The following is a 17,004-nucleotide window of genomic DNA, read 5'->3' on the forward strand; positions in this document are numbered from 1 at the left end:
AAATAGATACCCTCGCATGGAAGATATCTATTTCAACTTGCAAATGTAAAAGATTCCGAAGGAATTGGATAACCAATCCCTCCAGAAATAATTTAAAATTAACGAAGCAATTGCAGAACGCCTTGTGGTTGTTGGTTTGCTTGTGCCAACATCGCTTGAGCTGCTTGAGCCAAGATGTTGTTTTTCGTTTGGGACATCATTTCTTTTGCCATGTCTACGTCACGGATACGGGATTCCGCTGCAGTCAAGTTCTCAGAAGATGTTCCCAAGTTGTTGATTGTGTGCTCCAAACGGTTTTGTACAGCACCCAGTTTAGAACGTTCGCTGGATACAGAAGCAATCGCTTTGTCAACAATTGTAATTGCATTCGCAGCATTTGCGTTGCTTGTCAGATCAAGAGCTTTCTCTGCATTTGTGTTGTTTGTTCCGTTTGTTACATTAGTTGCTGATGAGAAGCCAGCACCCGAACCAGTGATACCCAATGCAGCAGCACGCATATCGTTAACACCAAGAGAAAGAGATTGCTTTTCATTTGCACCGATTTGGAATGATGCAGAACGATCCTCATACTCTGCAGCTGAGATATCTGGACCCACTACTTCCACTTTAGACGATGCTGTCTCTAATTTAAATGTACCTTCCAAAGCAGTTGCAGTACCTTTAGCTAGGTCAAACTTAATGCCATTAGCATCGTAATTGAATGTAGCACCGACTCCAGAGAACTTAGTGGAAGATACGGAATTACCGTCTTTGTCCAATAAATCAACAGTCAGATCAGTACCTGCAAGACTCACTTTCACTTGGGAGACATTAGCAAGAAGTTGATCGTCAGCTGCATCGATCTTAAAGTTAGACAGTGCCGCCGGAGTAACGCCTGCATTAGTATTTGTCGCCCAATCCTGTGCGGTTGGAATTGTGTTAACCACAGCTGTAGTTAAATTACCACTAGCGCCGTTAGCTTTTTTCAAGTCCATAGTTACAGATTCACCTACGGCCCAATTTTTAGCGTCAGATCCTTTAAAGGAGAAAGAGATGCCCTCATTGTCAAAGGAGTAAGTATCCTTAGCAGCATCGTAAGCTAATGCTTGAGCATCAATTTTCAAATTCAAAGGAGTACCCGTTTTATCGATACCATCAAATGAAAGCTTAAAGCCATCGGCATCTCTTGTGATCTTAATCTCATTCTTACCTGCTGCTGATCCTTCATTTACTGCTGCCCAATCAAAATCGTTTGCTGCTTTACCAGTAAACTTAACGTCAAATGCCACTTTGGAAGCATCGTTTGACCATGCGATTGGCTCTGCGCCAACTTTAACTGTTTGGGTAGTTGCTTTAGTCACATCAACTGTTGTACCCGGAGTAGTTACCGCTGCTTTTGTCATGAATTTATCAGACAAGTCACCGTTCAACAATTTCTTCGTATTGAACTCCGTAGTGTTACCGATCCGGTTGATCTCGGAAGTCAGTTGGTTCATTTCTTTTTGCAGTTCTTGACGGTCTGGAGTTGTGTTTGTATCGTTGGAAGATTGAACTGCCAGCTCACGCATACGTTGCAGAATGGAGTGAGTTTCGTTCAATGCACCCTCAGCTGTTTGGATCAAAGAGATACCATCTTGAGCATTACGAGTCGCTTGGTCCAAACCACGGATTTGTCCGCGCATTTTTTCGGAAATTGCCAAACCTGCAGCATCGTCACCAGCACGGTTGATACGAAGACCGGAAGACAATTTTTCGATGTTTTTGTTCGTGTTAGCAGTGTTAGTGCTCAGTTGGCGGTGTGTGTTCAACGCCGCGATATTGTGGTTGATAATCATTAGAAATTTCCTCCCTGAAAATAAGTTAGTTCCACATCCTTGTGGTAAACGCTGCGACATTAAGGTCGGCCGCCCTGCCGAAGCAGCGTCTAAATTATATATCGACGAGAGGTGTGCAACTGTTTATAGCAAAATGGAATATTTTTAATCTTTTTTCAATTCCGAGTTACGCAGGCGTTCCATAAATGCTTCAACATTGGCGGCAAGAGGCGTAGCTGACTCCCGGTTAGCTTCCTGAATGGACGCATATATCTCCTGACGATAGATATCAATATGTTTGGGTGCAGAGATTCCGATTCTCACCGTATCTCCTTCTACAGCTAGCACCGTAATCTCGATCTGATCCTGGATGATGATAGACTCGCCTTTTTTTCGCGACAACACGAGCATCTCACACACCTCCTTTAGCGGAACTCAACTGTTCTTCTGGCCAGATCAGACAACGCGTCTCATACCCCGATTGATGTAGTACGACTTGCTTACCTGTTCGGTTCTCTGGGTTCAACACAACTGGAGCCAATAGATTCATCGTAGATCGGCTCACCTGTGTATGAATCGTGACCATAGAATACACTTCAACCTGGTCACGAATCTCAAGCTCATCTCGATCTGCCTCGGGTAATTCAAAGCTATATCCAGGAGAGAAGAGGAATGGATTAACAAGCAGGAAGGAAAGCTCTTGCTCCTGAAGAGATTGTAAATATACAAAGGGAGTATCCTCCCACGGAATTAATGCAAATTTGTGCTCATCATCGAATCCAGGCAGCCCCTTGGAAAAGGAATAAATAACCTCATCTTGCACTTCGATCTCGCCCCACATACTTGTCTGAATTTTCATAATAACGAAGCCTCCCAAACAAAGATTTTACGCAAAAAGAGCTGTAGATGTCTGCTTCAAGACTGTCTACAGCTCTACTTTATAGTTGTTACATTCCAACATCAATAGCTGGTGGCGTATACTGTATTGATGCATACTGCTTCACATAGATGTCGAGTTTACCTCGCTGATACTCGATTTCAGGTCGATTGACCCTAACATTCAGCTCTGAAACGGCTGGTGTGTAATTAAGTTCCGGAGCACGAACATTGACACGAACATCTACGTTGTCGATAGATGCCGGTCCTCGCATCTCTGGAAAAGAAGTCCCCTGCCAATCCTCACCAATAATATTAGCAATCGTATTACCTGGTTTATGAATCTCTGCTAATTGATCTCCTTGTTGAACACGATTAGCAATGTTTTGTAAGAAAATCTGCTGAATACCCGAATAAATCCGAGCATTCATATCAATCATATTTCCACCATTGTAAGCTGCGAATGCTTTAGATTGATCAACATTCAGCTCTGGAGCATGACTTTGAACTGTTAACTTAGCAGGTCTTGTGTGAAGCTGCACATCCGCCTTAGGCTGACGCAATGAGAATTGCCCAAGATCAGCATCTATGCTTAATAGAGATGGTGTCGTTCTAATCTGAACAACAGGAAGAGTATTCATACCACTCCTCCTTTTATCTCAGAAAGTCCACAAGAGACGGTGATATAATCTTCGAACCTGCTGATAGTGAAGCGTTATATATGTTTTCCTGTATTTTAGATTTCATGATTAGCTCTGCATAATCTGCATCCTCAACCTTCGCCTGAAGATCCGTTAAGTTCACACCCAGATCATCGAGACGGCCCATCATTAATTCGATACGATTCGTTTTGGCTCCAATCTCAGAGCGGATAGCCAGCATTTTATCCATTCTACTGTCAATGGTACCCAGTTGATTAGATAATTCCTTCTGATCTCCATCTGATAATGCTTGAATAATGTTATTCAAAACTACAAATAGATTGTCATCTTCATCTTCATTCCCAAATGCTTCATTACCCGTTACATTAATGGGTAGTTGCACACTTTCCCCAACAATGAAATTGATTTTACCTGTATCGGTAATGACAGAAGCTGCATCTGTTGTATCGGAAGATCCATTCGCATCCTTGGTAAAATCGTAAGGCTTAATGTCATATGTTTCACCATTAAATACATATTTACCATTCAGCTTACTATTCGCTACATCAATAAGCTGTTCTTTTAACTGATTAACTTCTTCTTTGACGCTATCTAGAGCAGATTGAGGGTTCGTGCCAGTGGATGCTTGTACGGTCAACTCACGCAAACGCTGCACGATACTCCCTGCTTGATCCATAACTGTATCATTAAAATCTAGCCAAGATGTCGCACTATCCACATTCTTTTGATACTGTTCATTAGATGCGAGTTCCGCACGATAACGTAAAGAGTAAGTAATACCCACCGGATCATCAGAAGGCTTGTTAATTTTCATTCCTGAAGCCATCTGAGTCTGCGTATTATTCATCTGCTGTGCATTTCGGTTCAGGTTCAAAAGCAGCTGTGAACTGAGCATATTATTCGTTATTCTCATGGTTTGTTATGTCACTCCTTTCTATTATCTGCCTACTGTTCCAGTAGAATTAATTAATTTATCAAGCAATTCATCATAAGTGGTCATAAATCGAGCAGATGCGTTGTATGCATGTTGGAACTTGATCATATTGGACATCTCTTCATCCAAAGATACGCCGCTCACAGATTGACGACGAGTCTCTACTTGCTGGACAAGAAACTCAGTATTAGATGTCTGACGAGCAGCTTCCTGAGATTGAACCCCAAGCTGTCCTACAATTGCACTGAACTGTGCACCAATTGTGGCGTTTCGCAGTCCATCCGTAGATTTAATCGATGTATCCTTTAGATTGGCAATGAGTATAGCAAGGGTGTTATTCCCTTTAACCACCGTTTCCGTTCCAGAAGCATCCGTCGTAGTGCGCAAAGATGAAGCTATTTTGTTCGGATCGGCCAAAATCTCGGCATTCAAGGAAATATTACCTGCTGTTATGCCGGTGGATACCGGATTAGCCGGGTCGGTTCCTGTCACTGTGAAAAATGGAATCCCTGCAGCCGAGGCACCATCCAAACTGTAACCAAGCTGATGCAAGCCATTAAATCCTTTTACAATAACGTCTTTTAAGTCTGTTTTAAGAATACGGTCATCCCCAGAGTAAGTAACTCCATCTATAACCGTATTTTCAGGTAAAACAGAACCTGCAGGAATCGTAATTTTGATATCCCCGTTAGCTAGCGTGTTGGCGAGTTCATCCATTTGCTTCTGATAATCACTCACCAAGGTGTCTCTGGACTTAATCATCCCGTGAACCTCACCATTGGTGAGTGTTCCTGCAGTATAAGCCGTGTTTAGATAGTCCGAAGTTACCTCCGTCGTTACAGCTCCACCTGTAACAAGAGCTTCTCCATTCATCTGAATCTGATAACCTTGTGGAGAATCTGTAACGGAAATATTCATGATTTTGGACAGTTTATCTGTCATCAGATCACGTTGGTCACGTAAATCGTTGGCATTGTCGCCAAGAGACTCGACTTTTACAATGGCACTATTGAGGTTTGCAATGTTACCAAGGTAGCCCTGAATCTCATTACTTTTCACAGCAATATTGCTATTCAGATCTTCGCTAAGCGCACCCAATTGGCGGCTAATCTGATTCATCGCATCCGTAAGAGCCAGTGTTGTTTCCTTGACAATACGACGTGCTGTAACATCCTCAGGATTCTTACTCAGATCTGACCATGATTTGTAGAAGTTATCCATAACCGTCCGAAATCCGGTGTTGGAAGGCTCGTTCACAATAGCTTCAAGTTTCTCAAGCGTGTCTCGTTGAATGGACCAACTCCCGAAGTTGGTGTTTTCATTACGATATTGGTCATCCAGAAATTTCTCGCGCACACGGGTAATAGAGTCGAACTCTACCCCTGTACCGAGCTGTCCTGGTGTTGTGCTATGCAGAAATGCAAACGGCTCCATTGGAATGGATGCCTGCATGTTTACCTTTTGGCGTGAGTACCCTTCCGTGTTGGCATTGGCTACGTTATGACCTGTTGTGCTAAGAGCTGTCGTCTGTGTGAACAAACTGCGTTTAGCCGTTTCGATTGAATGAAATGTAGATGTCACCTGGTTTCCCCCTAATTAATCAGGCACGCGTGTCAAACAGACCGATTCGCCCTGGATTACCGTTCTTATCAGCAGGATGCTGATATGTGGCATCCTGTTCTGGCCGAGAAGCAAAGATATCCATTGAAAGATCAATAAACATCAACGATTGCTCGATCAGCTTTTGATTCAGTTGATTGATTTCCTTTAACTCCTGCAGTGTTCCCGCCAGCTTCTTCTGGACTTCAAGCAATCGCTGTTTGTCAGCCGGATCAAAAATCAGCTTCGAGATCTCCGTAATGTTCAGGTTCAACATGGACTTGATGCCCCGCTCCTGAAGCAATTCGTGAACTGCGCTCTGCCGTTCAATCTCCAATGGCTCTTGTTGTTTCATGAAACGGGATTCTTTGTTCAGAACGGCAATGAGTTCATCCACATCGTTTTTGACAATGACCTGTCTCTTGACCTCGCTGAGTGCCAGCATATCGCGGTGACTTTGTTCCATTTGCTGCAAAACTGCAATTAATCTGTCCAGTGCTGCCATTACGTGATCACCTATTCCTTATCAAAAGACTTAAAATACGGCAGCAGCTTGTCAGCAAGCTTGCTGCTGTCTACCTGATACGTTCCCGAACTAACCTGTTCCTTCAGTTCCTGTATCCGCTGTAAGCGTCCTGCATCCTGTGTACGACTTTGTTCCTCAAGCATCTTCATCGCCTCCGGAGAAATGGATACTTCGTCCTTACGGCGGCTCTTCTTGGCATCAGCCTGCTGATTGGATTCAACGTTCCTTTGATATGAATTGATTGCTCCAATTCTACTCGGTTCATTGATTTTCATATGAACTACACTTCCTTCCACGTTAGAATTTTACATTGATATACGTTTTTCTTACTTTATCTTTATGTTATCGAAATGATTGGGAAAATAAAAAAACCGATAATCTTTAATAAGTTTATCGGTACGTTTCAAAACATTTGTTATAGCAATATTCGTATTTAAGACCTCATTCCTATGAATCGCGTAGTTTGTCGACAGCATTGTAGGTTCGTCCGCCTATATTGCCGTTATCCTTCTGACCTACATCGCGAGCTGCACTAGCCAAGTCTTTCGTCAAACGATTACGACAAGAGTCACACATATGACCTTCACGAATCAATGTTCCGCATACTTCACAAGGATACATCATATTCGGGGCATTTTCGATGGAAATCCGTCCCTCACGGATGAACTTGGTAATGGTTTTGATCGAAACTTCTGTTGCATCAGATAGTTCCTGGATATTGGTGCCTTTATTTTCGCGCAAATAATCTACACAGATCTGATATTCCTGTTCCATTTCCTTAATACAATTCGAGCATACATCTCGAAAATTCAACGCATATAATTTACCACAGCGAGGACAATTACCTAGATTCATCGCTAAAACGCCCCTCTCAAACTTCCATTTCCGAATAGATAATAATTATACATTACCTTATTTTCTCTGATGAAGCCATAGTCTATTTACAAAGCAAAAAAGGGGAACAGGATGCACATATATGCAAACCCTTTCCCCCTTATACATTACTAATTCAATGTTCTAATACTTAGTACAGAAGACCATATGCTTGTGTTCTGATCATTGAATGCCCGAATGCGATATTTATGCAAACTGAACGGTAACAGGTCAGAATGAATAAACGTTGTATCACTGACAGTCGCCACAATTTGCCCATCGGCTTCAATTTCGTAAGACGAAGCTCCCCCAACCGAGTCCCAAGTCAGAAAAACGTTTGTTTTGTCCGAAGTTCCCTTCAGCATAGGTGTAGTTAATTGAGTCATTCCCGTTATGATCTCACTCCAAACTCCCGCACCAGAAGCATTTTTGGCACGAATCCGGAAAGTATGCTCCGTATTTGGTGCAAGTCCGCTCTTCGTATAAGCTACTCCACTCACGGCAACCACCGTACCATCAATCTCCAGATCATACCCGGTAGCTCCAGTTACAGCACTCCATCTCAGCGCAATAGCCGCTGTGGTTGCAGAGTTAATACTCAAGCCTGAGACACTTGCAGGCAACGTAGTTTGGGACAATATTGCTGTCCATGCACTCACATTAGTGTCGGTCAGGGCACGAATACGATATTTATGAATGGTTCCACCAAGTACTCCATTATGGACATACAAGAGATCACTTACAGTAGCAACCACTATGCCATCTGCCTCAATCTCATATTTTGTTGCACCAGCAACTTCATTCCATGTCAGCGTAACTGCCGTTTCTTCAGGTGCAGCTTTCAGCGTTGTTGGTACATTTAATTGGGTCGAGGCGGTTACAATCTCACTCCAGCTACCAATGCCGGCAGCATTTTTGGCACGAATGCGGAAGGTATGCTCTGTATTGGCTAGAAGTGCTGTTTTGGTATAAGCCAAAGCGGTTACAGCGACTATTTTACCGTCAATTTCCAGATCATATCCTGTTGCTCCCGTAACTGCATTCCACTTCATAGCAATGGCTACTGTTGTTGCAGAATTCATACTCAATCCGGTCACAATGCCCGGGAAAGTGTTTTGAGTCAAGACCGTAGACCAAGCGCTGCTGTTCTTATCCGTTAATGCACGCACACGATAGGTGTGCGATGTTCCTGCAAGCAAATTACTATGAACATATGAGGGATCGGTTACTGTAGAAACAATTGTTCCATCTGCCTCAATTTCATATTTAGTTGCATCTTTAATATCAAGCCAATTCAAAGTAATAGCTGTTTCCTCTGATGTTGCTTTCAGAGCAGGTGTGTTTAACTGGGTTGTAACATCTGTTACATCTCCCCAAGCTCCAGCTCCAGCAGTATTTTTGGAACGAATACGGAATGTATGATCCGTATTGGCGATAAGTCCCGTTTTGGTGTAAACCACTCCACTAACAGGTACCACCGTGCCATCAATTTCAAGGTCATATCCCGTCGCTCCTGAGACTGCGTTCCACTTCAGAGCAACAGCTGTGTTCGTTACACTTGTTACCGTTAGCCCGGTCACAGAACCAGGCAACGTATTTTGTGTCAAGACCGCAGTCCAAGCTCCAACATTGGTTTCGGTCAGAGCGCGTACGCGGTATTTATGTGCTGTTCCAGCTATCAGATTATTGTGAGTATAAGTAGGCACCTTAACAGTACCCACTAAGACTCCGTCCGCTTCAATCTCATATTTGGTTGCATCTTTAACTTCAGGCCATGTCAAGGTGACCGCTTGTTCCTCAGAAGAAGCCTTCAGCACAGGTGTGTTAAGTAAAGTTGTGCCATCTACAATCTCACTCCATATACTTGCACCTGCTGTATTTTTAGAACGAATACGGAACGTGTGATCCGTGTTTGTCACAAGCCCACTCTTCGTATAAGCTACTCCCGTTACTGGTACAACTGTACCATCGATCTCAAGATCATATCCTGTTGCTCCCGTTACTGCCGTCCATTTTAAGGCAATGGCTACATTGGTAACGGAGCTAATACTTAAACCAGTAACCGAAGCAGGTATCGTATTTTGCGTCAGCACCGCAGTCCAGGCACCTGTATTAGAGTCCGTCAGTGCACGTACACGATATTTATGCGCCGTTCCTGGAAGCAAACTAGTGTGCACATATTTCGGTTCGCTAATTGTACCAGTAACAACTCCATCTGCTTCAATCTCATACTTGGTTGCATCTGTTACATCAGCCCATGTCAATGTAATCGCAGTCTCTTCCGAGGAAGCTTTTAGAACAGGGGTATTCAATAACGTTGTACCACTTACCTCATCACTCCACGCTCCGGCACCTGCCGCATTTTTGGAGCGAACGCGGAACGTATGATCCGTATTAGCCGCAAGTCCGGTCTTGTTGTAGGTTAATCCAGTAGCAGCTACTACCGTGCCATCAATTTCAAGCTCATAACCTGTTGCTCCGGTTACAGCATTCCATTTCAAAGCCATTGTTGTATTCGTTACAGAGGTAATACCCAGTCCAGTAACTGAACCTGGTAGTGTATTTTGATTTAAGACAGCAGTCCAAGCCCCGTTGTTTGTATCTGTCAATGCTCGTACACGATACTTATGAGCTGTTCCTGGCTGAAGACTTGAATGTACATATTTCGGCTCATTAACTGTTGCAACAATTGAGCCATCTGCTTCAATCTCATACTTGATCGCATCTGATACATCTGCCCATGTTACTGTAATAGCAGTCTCTTCCGAGGAAGCTTTTAAAATAGGGGTATTCAACAATGTCGTACCATCAATGAGATCACTCCATACTCCGGCACCTGCCGTATTTTTAGAGCGAACCCGGAACGTATGATTCGTATTGGCTGCAAGACCTGTCTTGTTGTATGTTAATCCACTTACAGCTACTACCGTGCCATCAATCTCCAAGTCGTAGCCCGTTGCTCCAATTACGGCATTCCACTTAAGCGCGATAGCGACATTGGTTGCAGAGGTTACACTCAATCCTGTGACTGAACCCGGTAAAGTATTCTGAGTGAGAAGTGCAGTCCAAGGGCTAACGTTCATCTCCGTCAGGGCTCGTACACGATACTTATGCGTTGTTCCTGGAGTCAAACTCTCGTGCATATAGACTGGCGTCGTAACCGTAGCTACAACAATACCATCTGCCTCCACTTCATATTTGGTTGCATCTGTAACATCTGCCCAAGTTACTGTAATTGCATCTTCTTGGGAAGATGCTTTCAGAACAGGCGTATTGAGTTGAGTCGTGCCACTTACTACGTCACTCCACACACCCACACCTGCAGTATTCTTGGAACGGATACGGAACGTATGGTCCGTATTCGCTGTAAGACCACTCTTCGTATATGTTAAACCAGTAACTGGAACTACCACTCCATCAATCTCCAAGTCATATCCAGAGCTACCGGTCACTGCACTCCATTTCAAGGCAATTGTGGTGTTTGTTGTGGATGTTATATTGAGACCTGATACTATTGCAGGCAATGTACTCTGTGTCAGGACAGCTGTCCAAGCACTTGTGTTATTGTCAGTAGCTACACGAACACGATATTTATGAGAAGTACCTGGTAATATATTTTCGTGTGTGTAGTTTGATTCACTTACATTCGCAACAATTACACCATCTGCTTCAACTTCATATCCAGTAGCATCTGGTATGGATGTCCACGTCAATGTGATTGCTGTTTCTTCAGAGGATGCCTTCAATACAGGAAGATTAAATTGCGTACGACCTGTTACTATTTCGCTCCAGGCTCCTGCACCTGCAACGTTCTTTGAACGAATACGGAAAGTGTGTTCCGTGTTTCCGACGAGTCCACTCTTCGTATAACTTGTAGCTGTCAAAGAAATCGGAGTGCCGTCAATTTCCAGATCGTAGCCTGTAGCACCGGTAACCACATTCCATTTTACCGTAATGGCTGCATTGGTGACTGCACTCACATTCAATCCACCGACAGAGCCAGGCAAGGTATTTTGCGTTACTACTGGTGTCCAAGCACTTGTATTTGTCTCATTGATTGCCCGCACACGATATTTATGCGCTGTGCCTGATGTCAGATTGGTGTGGTTAAAGATTGGATCTTCTAAACCTGAAGAAACAACTCCATCTGCTTCAATCTCATACGAAGTTGCACCTTCAATTGGAGCCCATACAAGTACAACTTCCTCTGCCGTGGCATTAGACTGAACTACAGGTGTGCTCAATTGAGTGGTGCCCGTTACTGGATCACTCCAACTTCCTACCCCACCTGAATTTTTGGATCTGATTCTGAAGGTATATTCTGTATTGGCTGCAAGTCCAGTCTTGTTGTATGTTGTTCCTGTTACCGCAACAACTGCCCCATTGATCTCCAGATCATATCCTGTGGCTCCCTTAACAGCAGTCCAGGATACAGACAATTTATTCAATGTAGCATCTGTAATTTTCAAACCATCTGCACGGTTAGGTACTGTCAATTGACTTAGTGGTTTACTCCATGAACTCTCATTGTCAGTTGAGAAAGCTTTCAGCACATAGGTATGTGTTGAATTGGCATCCAAATCGTCATGCTCATATGAGTTCACATTGCCCAATTCAATAGGTTCTCCTCCGTCAATTCGCAATTGATATCGATCTGCAAATTCAACAGATTTCCAATTCAATGTATTCTTTCCCTCTTCGCCTTTTACGGTTAAGATCGGTTTTTCAAGCAAAGTTCTCAGCGAGTATGGAACACTCCACTCACCTACACCTCTTTGATTAATACCACGTACTCTGTAAGTATAGTTCGTATTATTTTTATAAGGGCCACTTGTATAGTTCAGACCATAAAATGGACCTTTAGTTACTCCATTTTCTTCAATCTCATACTGAACTGCTTGTTGTGCAGCTGACCAGTTAAGGTTGATCGTAGCATCATTCGCAGTGGCTACCAGGCCAGTTGGAATAGCAGGAACCGTAGTAATTGGCTCCTTTGTTCCCGACTCTTTAACAAAGCTGAATGATTCTGCCTTGCGTGTGTAATATGGATTAAGGTTGGATACAAAATCTACCACAGCACCTGTATCCGCACTAATCACCAAACTAAGTTGAGAGGCTTCATAACTTTGTACATATCTGGGTGTTTCCATCCCAAATTCATCGACTCTGGAGATGTCCCAAACACCTACATTCATACCTGATTGTCTATATTCCATGGTACTGTAATATTCCCACACCTCGGAAAAGTCAACGATAAATGCATTAGTTACTTGCCCAGTATAGGTAGAAGTATATTTACCAAAGGTAACATTGGTCATATCTTCAACTGTTCCTCTAATAGACTGACTTCTTGAGAAGGAATACCCTGTTGCTGAAAAGCTGTATGATCTGACCCAACCCAAATCAACCGGTTTCTGATTCACCATCAGATTTCCATTCTGTTCTGATAATACAAAACGATAATCATTACTGGATGCAATAATTCTATTACTCGTTGCGGCATCTGCCCGGTTCCCCCCGTACACGCCAAACTGTCCGAATACCAGCATGAATACTAGTAGACGGACGGTCCATAAGTAAAATCCATTTTTTCTTTTTCCTACGACCACTTTTGTTCTCCCCTTCAACAGATATGTTGTGCCACTCCCTATGCTGTCACCTGTGGTGAACGGCAAAACTATCTATTCTGCGCGAGAAAACCAATTCCTCTTTTTTACATGTAAAAATTTTCTTATTACGCTTTCATTTATAATTTCATCAAACAACTATATTTCAAACGAAATAATGGAATGGAGACACGCATTAACGTACCAATGATTAATAAAGGAACATATTTTCCTGTCTACTATTAAATATACAGTATAGATCACCCATCTAAAGTGGCTGAAGAATGCTGGACGTCATTTATTACTTGGATTTACTGTCTAGGATCTTGCCAGTGTCAGCGTGTAAATCTCGACCGGAATCTCCATGTGGAAGCCAGCATTTATAAGAACCCGCCCACAAGCGTCCAAGGTGCTGCCTGTTGTGTATATATCATCGATTAGCAGTAACTGTATGGGTTTGGCATGTGACATGCCCATCTGTGTTGGCAGATTAGATGCCCTGTATAGCTCTTCAATTAATTGCATGCCATCCGGGTTGATGGAAAAAGCGTTCTTCATCGTTTCAATTCGCTCACCGCGTGATTTGAAGCTTTGTTTGGTGGTGTTGATCTGGCGCTGCAACAGATTAACGATGGGTAGGCGGCAGGCGGTGGCGAGCCCAGCAGCCAGCCGCTCCGCCTGATTGAAGCCACGTTCGGCAAGCCGCTCGCTGCTCACCGGGACATAGGTGACCGCGTCAGGCCGCCATTGCGGCTTCGTTTGTTGAGCATGTGTGGCGAAATGAGCCACGGGGGCTGGGGGTTCTTTTGCCAAAGCAGAATTTCGTTCTTCGCTCATCGCTTGAAAGGCTTGAATCAACAGCGCGGTTAGGAGCGGCGCGTATCGTTCATGGCCCCGAAATTTGTACATGCCAATCCATTCTTTCATAAGAGCGTTGTACTGTACGGCGCTGCGGTTGAGGATAAAAGAACGGTTTTGCAAGTGTGGACGAGCACAGTCCGGGCAACCGACTCCCCGACCACAACGCAGGCAGCGGATGGAACGAATCCATGGAATCTGTTTCACACAACGTGGGCATATGCCTGGATAGGTAGAAGACAGAATCGCTCGAGTCCCACATGTCAGACAAGTCGCTCCCGGCGGGGCGAGCAGGTGATGAAGACGCTGGGTCAGGTGTTGCGCGTGATCGGTTATGTTGCTGAGCCAGTTGAGCATAGGGGCATACCTCCAGTCTCGGGAATGTATTGTGATATGTGGATACGAACTGGGCAGATGACAATTATGTCTTGGATGGTGGATGCAGGTAGCCTTTGCGACGAGCGATGGTGTTCATTTTCCGAATCTGTGCAACGGCCTTCACCTGTGAGCGCGTCCGACGAGATGATGCAAAAACCACTCTACCCGCCGGGTCATCCATGGAACGCCCTGCTCTTCCCGCCATCTGGACCAGTGACGCTTCATCAAAGAGACCATTGTCTGCATCCAATATAAAAACATCACTGCGCGGAATGGTCACGCCACGCTCCAGAATTGTTGTCGTTACGAGCAAACGAATTGTGCGTTCACGAAAGGCTGTAACTTTGCTAGCGCGATCAGGATCCTGAGATGAAGTTCCTTCGATATGGATTCCGGGAAAGGTACGACGCATCAGGTTCACAAACGCCTCAATCTGGGCAATGCGTGTCACAAAGACAAATACCTGGGCGTCACGCTTCAATGAAATTTGGATGTTAGTCCTCAAGGCAGAAGGAAGATTTCGAATCTTAATACATTCAGCAACGGTAACCATCTTGACCAATCTTGGCACGGGCAAAGGATGACGGTGGAAACGTACTGGAACTTTGGCATGATTGAGTTTCCCCCGTGCTGCTTCCCTCTGGAGCCGAGCAGGCGGTGTGGCAGATAGATAAACAAAATTCCCGTCCGGCTTACAGGAGGATGCTGCCGCGTGAGCGAGCATGGGATCGTTGTGATAAGGGAATGCATCAAGTTCGTCGATAATGACGAGATCAAATCCCTGATAAAAACGCATTAGTTGATGTGTGGTCGCAAGCGTGAGCTGAGCGTCTTTCCAGCGTTCGTCACTGCCTCCGTATAGGGTAGCGAGCGAGGTGTCCGGAAAAGCTTTGGCCAGACGCGGGGCTAGCTCCAGCACCACATCCCTGCGCGGCGTAGCGACCAGAGCTCGTCCACCGCGGTCCAATGTATGTTGGAGCAGGGGGAAAATCATCTCGGTCTTGCCGGCCCCGGTCACGGCCCACAGCAAGAACCGCCCCGGCCCATCCCCTGCGGGCGGCCGGGCCAAAAACGCAAGCGCCGCGGCTGCTGCCGCGCTCTGCGCTGCGCTAAGCCCCCACCGGGCGAGCCCGCCGCCGGTGGGGGCCAAGGCCGTGCCACGCGGTGCTTCGCCGCATCGTGGCACGGCCTCTTGCGCTGCACTGCGTAGCAGCAGCGCACAAGCACGGCTGCGCCCCAGCGCGAGGCAAGCCTCGCAGTAGGCGCACGCCGCCAGGCCGCAGGCAGCGCAGGGCACGCGCTGCCTGGCTTCGCTGCCACAACGGGGGCAGCGGGGCGCGCTCCGCGCGCGTCCAAGCCACGCGTGCCGACGGCGCGTGGCAGGCCCTTCGAGGGCGGCTGTGATACTCAGCCGCCCATGCAAGCGCGCGAGCTGCGCAGCCGCGCGCCACTCCTTTGGCGGCTGGGCGGTGTCCGCCAGCAACGCCTCCGCCTCGGCCGCCAGTAATTGGCGGCCGCTGATCCGCTCAGCCAGCAGGGCCGCGTCCCGCTCCAGCTGAGCCCACTGCCCGGCGGGATACGGCTCTGGCATCCCACCTACCTGCATGCGACGCGCAGCGGCACTCCCCGCTTTGCCTGCTATACCTTTTCTGGCCTCTGTTTCCCCCGAGGCCAATTCATACACATCCAGCTTCCGTGCAAGGTAGCTCTGCCATTCGTGCTGGCCCCACTGATCCATACCTCGCTCCATCTCAAAATGTCCAACCAACCAGGATGCCTGACTTAACGGTAACGCCTTGTCTAACAGCAACCAGCGCAGCACATGTCGCCCACTTCCTCCCTCTAGCCACCAAGCCACATCCACTCGAATATCGAGTGATAACACCATGCTCCACCCTTCCCCTACACGGCACACATACAAAGCAACCTTCATTTAATCTCCTCCCCCATCGTACTTTCTCCTGAACGCAAAAAAAGCACATGCCAACCCGGCTGTTCGCCGGAGCATGTGCTTCATGTCCATATTCCATCTTCGTATGATCAATCTACTTATCACTATACCAATTGAATCTTTACATCACAAGGTTAGTCACACAACATGATCCATCACACCAATTCTGCTAATAACCAGAATCTTTCTATAAAATTGCGAAACTTTTTCCAATCTGAATCGTCTATACTTTTAAATTAAGAGTTCTGACTTCGAAAAGTTTATTTTAATACTCATGAACTCGTCAAAACCCAGACAATAACCATAGATTGCATAAAAACCCATTTTTAATTTAAAAGCAGACTTGGCTACAATTACAAAAAAAGACTACAGCTTCTGCTGTAATCTTTTCACTGTAGATCTGCGAAATGTTAATCCCATTTCCGTTCACATGATGATTTATTGCTCTGACTCACGCAAATCAATCAGGCGAAACGTGTGATCGGTCTGTGCTACCCGTTCAATATCAGCAGGGACAGCAGGCAGATAAGATGTCTCCATGCCTTGCCTTTGCATAAGCTTTTCAATAATCGTAATCGTTTCCGCTTCTGTACGATCAGCAACAACTGTTAACTTGAAGCTCTTACCACGGTATAATAATTCCCGGCAAAGTTCTCTTACAATGCCTTCGATCCGCCCTGCCTGATTGGAAGGGATGAGCAGAATCTGCTCGAAACCTTCAGATTCCGGACGGGAAAGATGGCGCTGGTGCATGGCATGAACGGCCATTGCCGCCAGGAAGTATATGAGCAGAATCATAGTCAGATGAGCAACCATGGCAACTGCACCTCCTCGGAAGGTCATGCTCACCCATGGCGAACATCCCTGTATACAACAAGTATATGCTGTACTTCCTGAAGGGTTACACTTGCATTTCCTATCACTCATATTCCACGCTGATCGACACCG

Annotated in this window: 13 protein-coding genes; all 13 read right to left on the minus strand. The window is 45.5% G+C overall.

Annotation, left to right across the window (positions count from 1 at the left end; genetic code table 11):
* Positions 1–98 precede the first annotated feature (98 nt).
* Positions 99–1,814, minus strand: a complete 1,716-nt coding sequence (locus MHI52_RS28080; protein WP_405158013.1) for a flagellin — start codon at positions 1,812–1,814, stop codon at positions 99–101.
* A 144-nt stretch (positions 1,815–1,958) separates the two neighbouring features.
* Positions 1,959–2,204 carry a carbon storage regulator CsrA gene (gene csrA / locus MHI52_RS28085; protein ID WP_127549079.1) on the minus strand — a complete coding sequence of 82 codons (246 nt, stop codon included), beginning with the start codon at positions 2,202–2,204 and terminating at the stop codon, positions 1,959–1,961.
* Between the two features lies 1 nt (position 2,205).
* On the minus strand, positions 2,206–2,652 hold the full coding sequence (locus MHI52_RS28090) for a flagellar assembly protein FliW (protein ID WP_405158014.1): 447 nt from the start codon (positions 2,650–2,652) through the stop codon (positions 2,206–2,208).
* 88 nt (positions 2,653–2,740) lie between these two features.
* Positions 2,741–3,310 (minus strand): DUF6470 family protein, encoded by a 570-nt coding sequence (locus MHI52_RS28095; RefSeq protein ID WP_405130894.1) that lies wholly within the window; start codon positions 3,308–3,310, stop codon positions 2,741–2,743.
* Between the two features lie 13 nt (positions 3,311–3,323).
* Positions 3,324–4,244: a flagellar hook-associated protein FlgL gene (gene flgL / locus MHI52_RS28100; RefSeq protein WP_405158015.1), complete on the minus strand. Its 921-nt coding sequence runs from the start codon at positions 4,242–4,244 to the stop codon at positions 3,324–3,326.
* Positions 4,245–4,268: 24 nt separating this feature from the next.
* The gene (gene flgK / locus MHI52_RS28105) at positions 4,269–5,846 is read right to left on the minus strand and encodes a flagellar hook-associated protein FlgK (protein ID WP_405158016.1); all 1,578 of its coding nucleotides are present in this window, start codon (positions 5,844–5,846) and stop codon (positions 4,269–4,271) included.
* 19 nt (positions 5,847–5,865) lie between these two features.
* Positions 5,866–6,369 carry a flagellar protein FlgN gene (locus MHI52_RS28110; protein ID WP_076333996.1) on the minus strand — a complete coding sequence of 168 codons (504 nt, stop codon included), beginning with the start codon at positions 6,367–6,369 and terminating at the stop codon, positions 5,866–5,868.
* A gap of 11 nt (positions 6,370–6,380) precedes the next feature.
* On the minus strand, positions 6,381–6,665 hold the full coding sequence (flgM, locus tag MHI52_RS28115) for a flagellar biosynthesis anti-sigma factor FlgM (RefSeq protein ID WP_036612484.1): 285 nt from the start codon (positions 6,663–6,665) through the stop codon (positions 6,381–6,383).
* Between the two features lie 172 nt (positions 6,666–6,837).
* Positions 6,838–7,245 carry a TIGR03826 family flagellar region protein gene (locus tag MHI52_RS28120; protein WP_340984118.1) on the minus strand — a complete coding sequence of 136 codons (408 nt, stop codon included), beginning with the start codon at positions 7,243–7,245 and terminating at the stop codon, positions 6,838–6,840.
* A gap of 149 nt (positions 7,246–7,394) precedes the next feature.
* Complete coding sequence (locus tag MHI52_RS28125; protein WP_405158017.1) at positions 7,395–12,938, minus strand: fibronectin type III domain-containing protein; 5,544 nt, start codon at positions 12,936–12,938, stop codon at positions 7,395–7,397.
* A 249-nt stretch (positions 12,939–13,187) separates the two neighbouring features.
* Complete coding sequence (locus tag MHI52_RS28130) at positions 13,188–13,850, minus strand: ComF family protein (RefSeq protein WP_405158018.1); 663 nt, start codon at positions 13,848–13,850, stop codon at positions 13,188–13,190.
* 298 nt (positions 13,851–14,148) lie between these two features.
* The gene (locus MHI52_RS28135) at positions 14,149–16,038 is read right to left on the minus strand and encodes a helicase-related protein (protein WP_405158019.1); all 1,890 of its coding nucleotides are present in this window, start codon (positions 16,036–16,038) and stop codon (positions 14,149–14,151) included.
* Between the two features lie 456 nt (positions 16,039–16,494).
* A complete protein-coding gene (locus MHI52_RS28140) occupies positions 16,495–16,872 on the minus strand; it encodes a hypothetical protein (protein WP_074092505.1) in 378 nt (125 codons plus the stop codon).
* Positions 16,873–17,004 lie beyond the last annotated feature (132 nt).

Source organism: Paenibacillus sp. FSL H8-0283, from assembly GCF_045040675.1.
Taxonomy (GTDB): Bacteria; Bacillota; Bacilli; order Paenibacillales; family Paenibacillaceae; genus Paenibacillus; species Paenibacillus amylolyticus.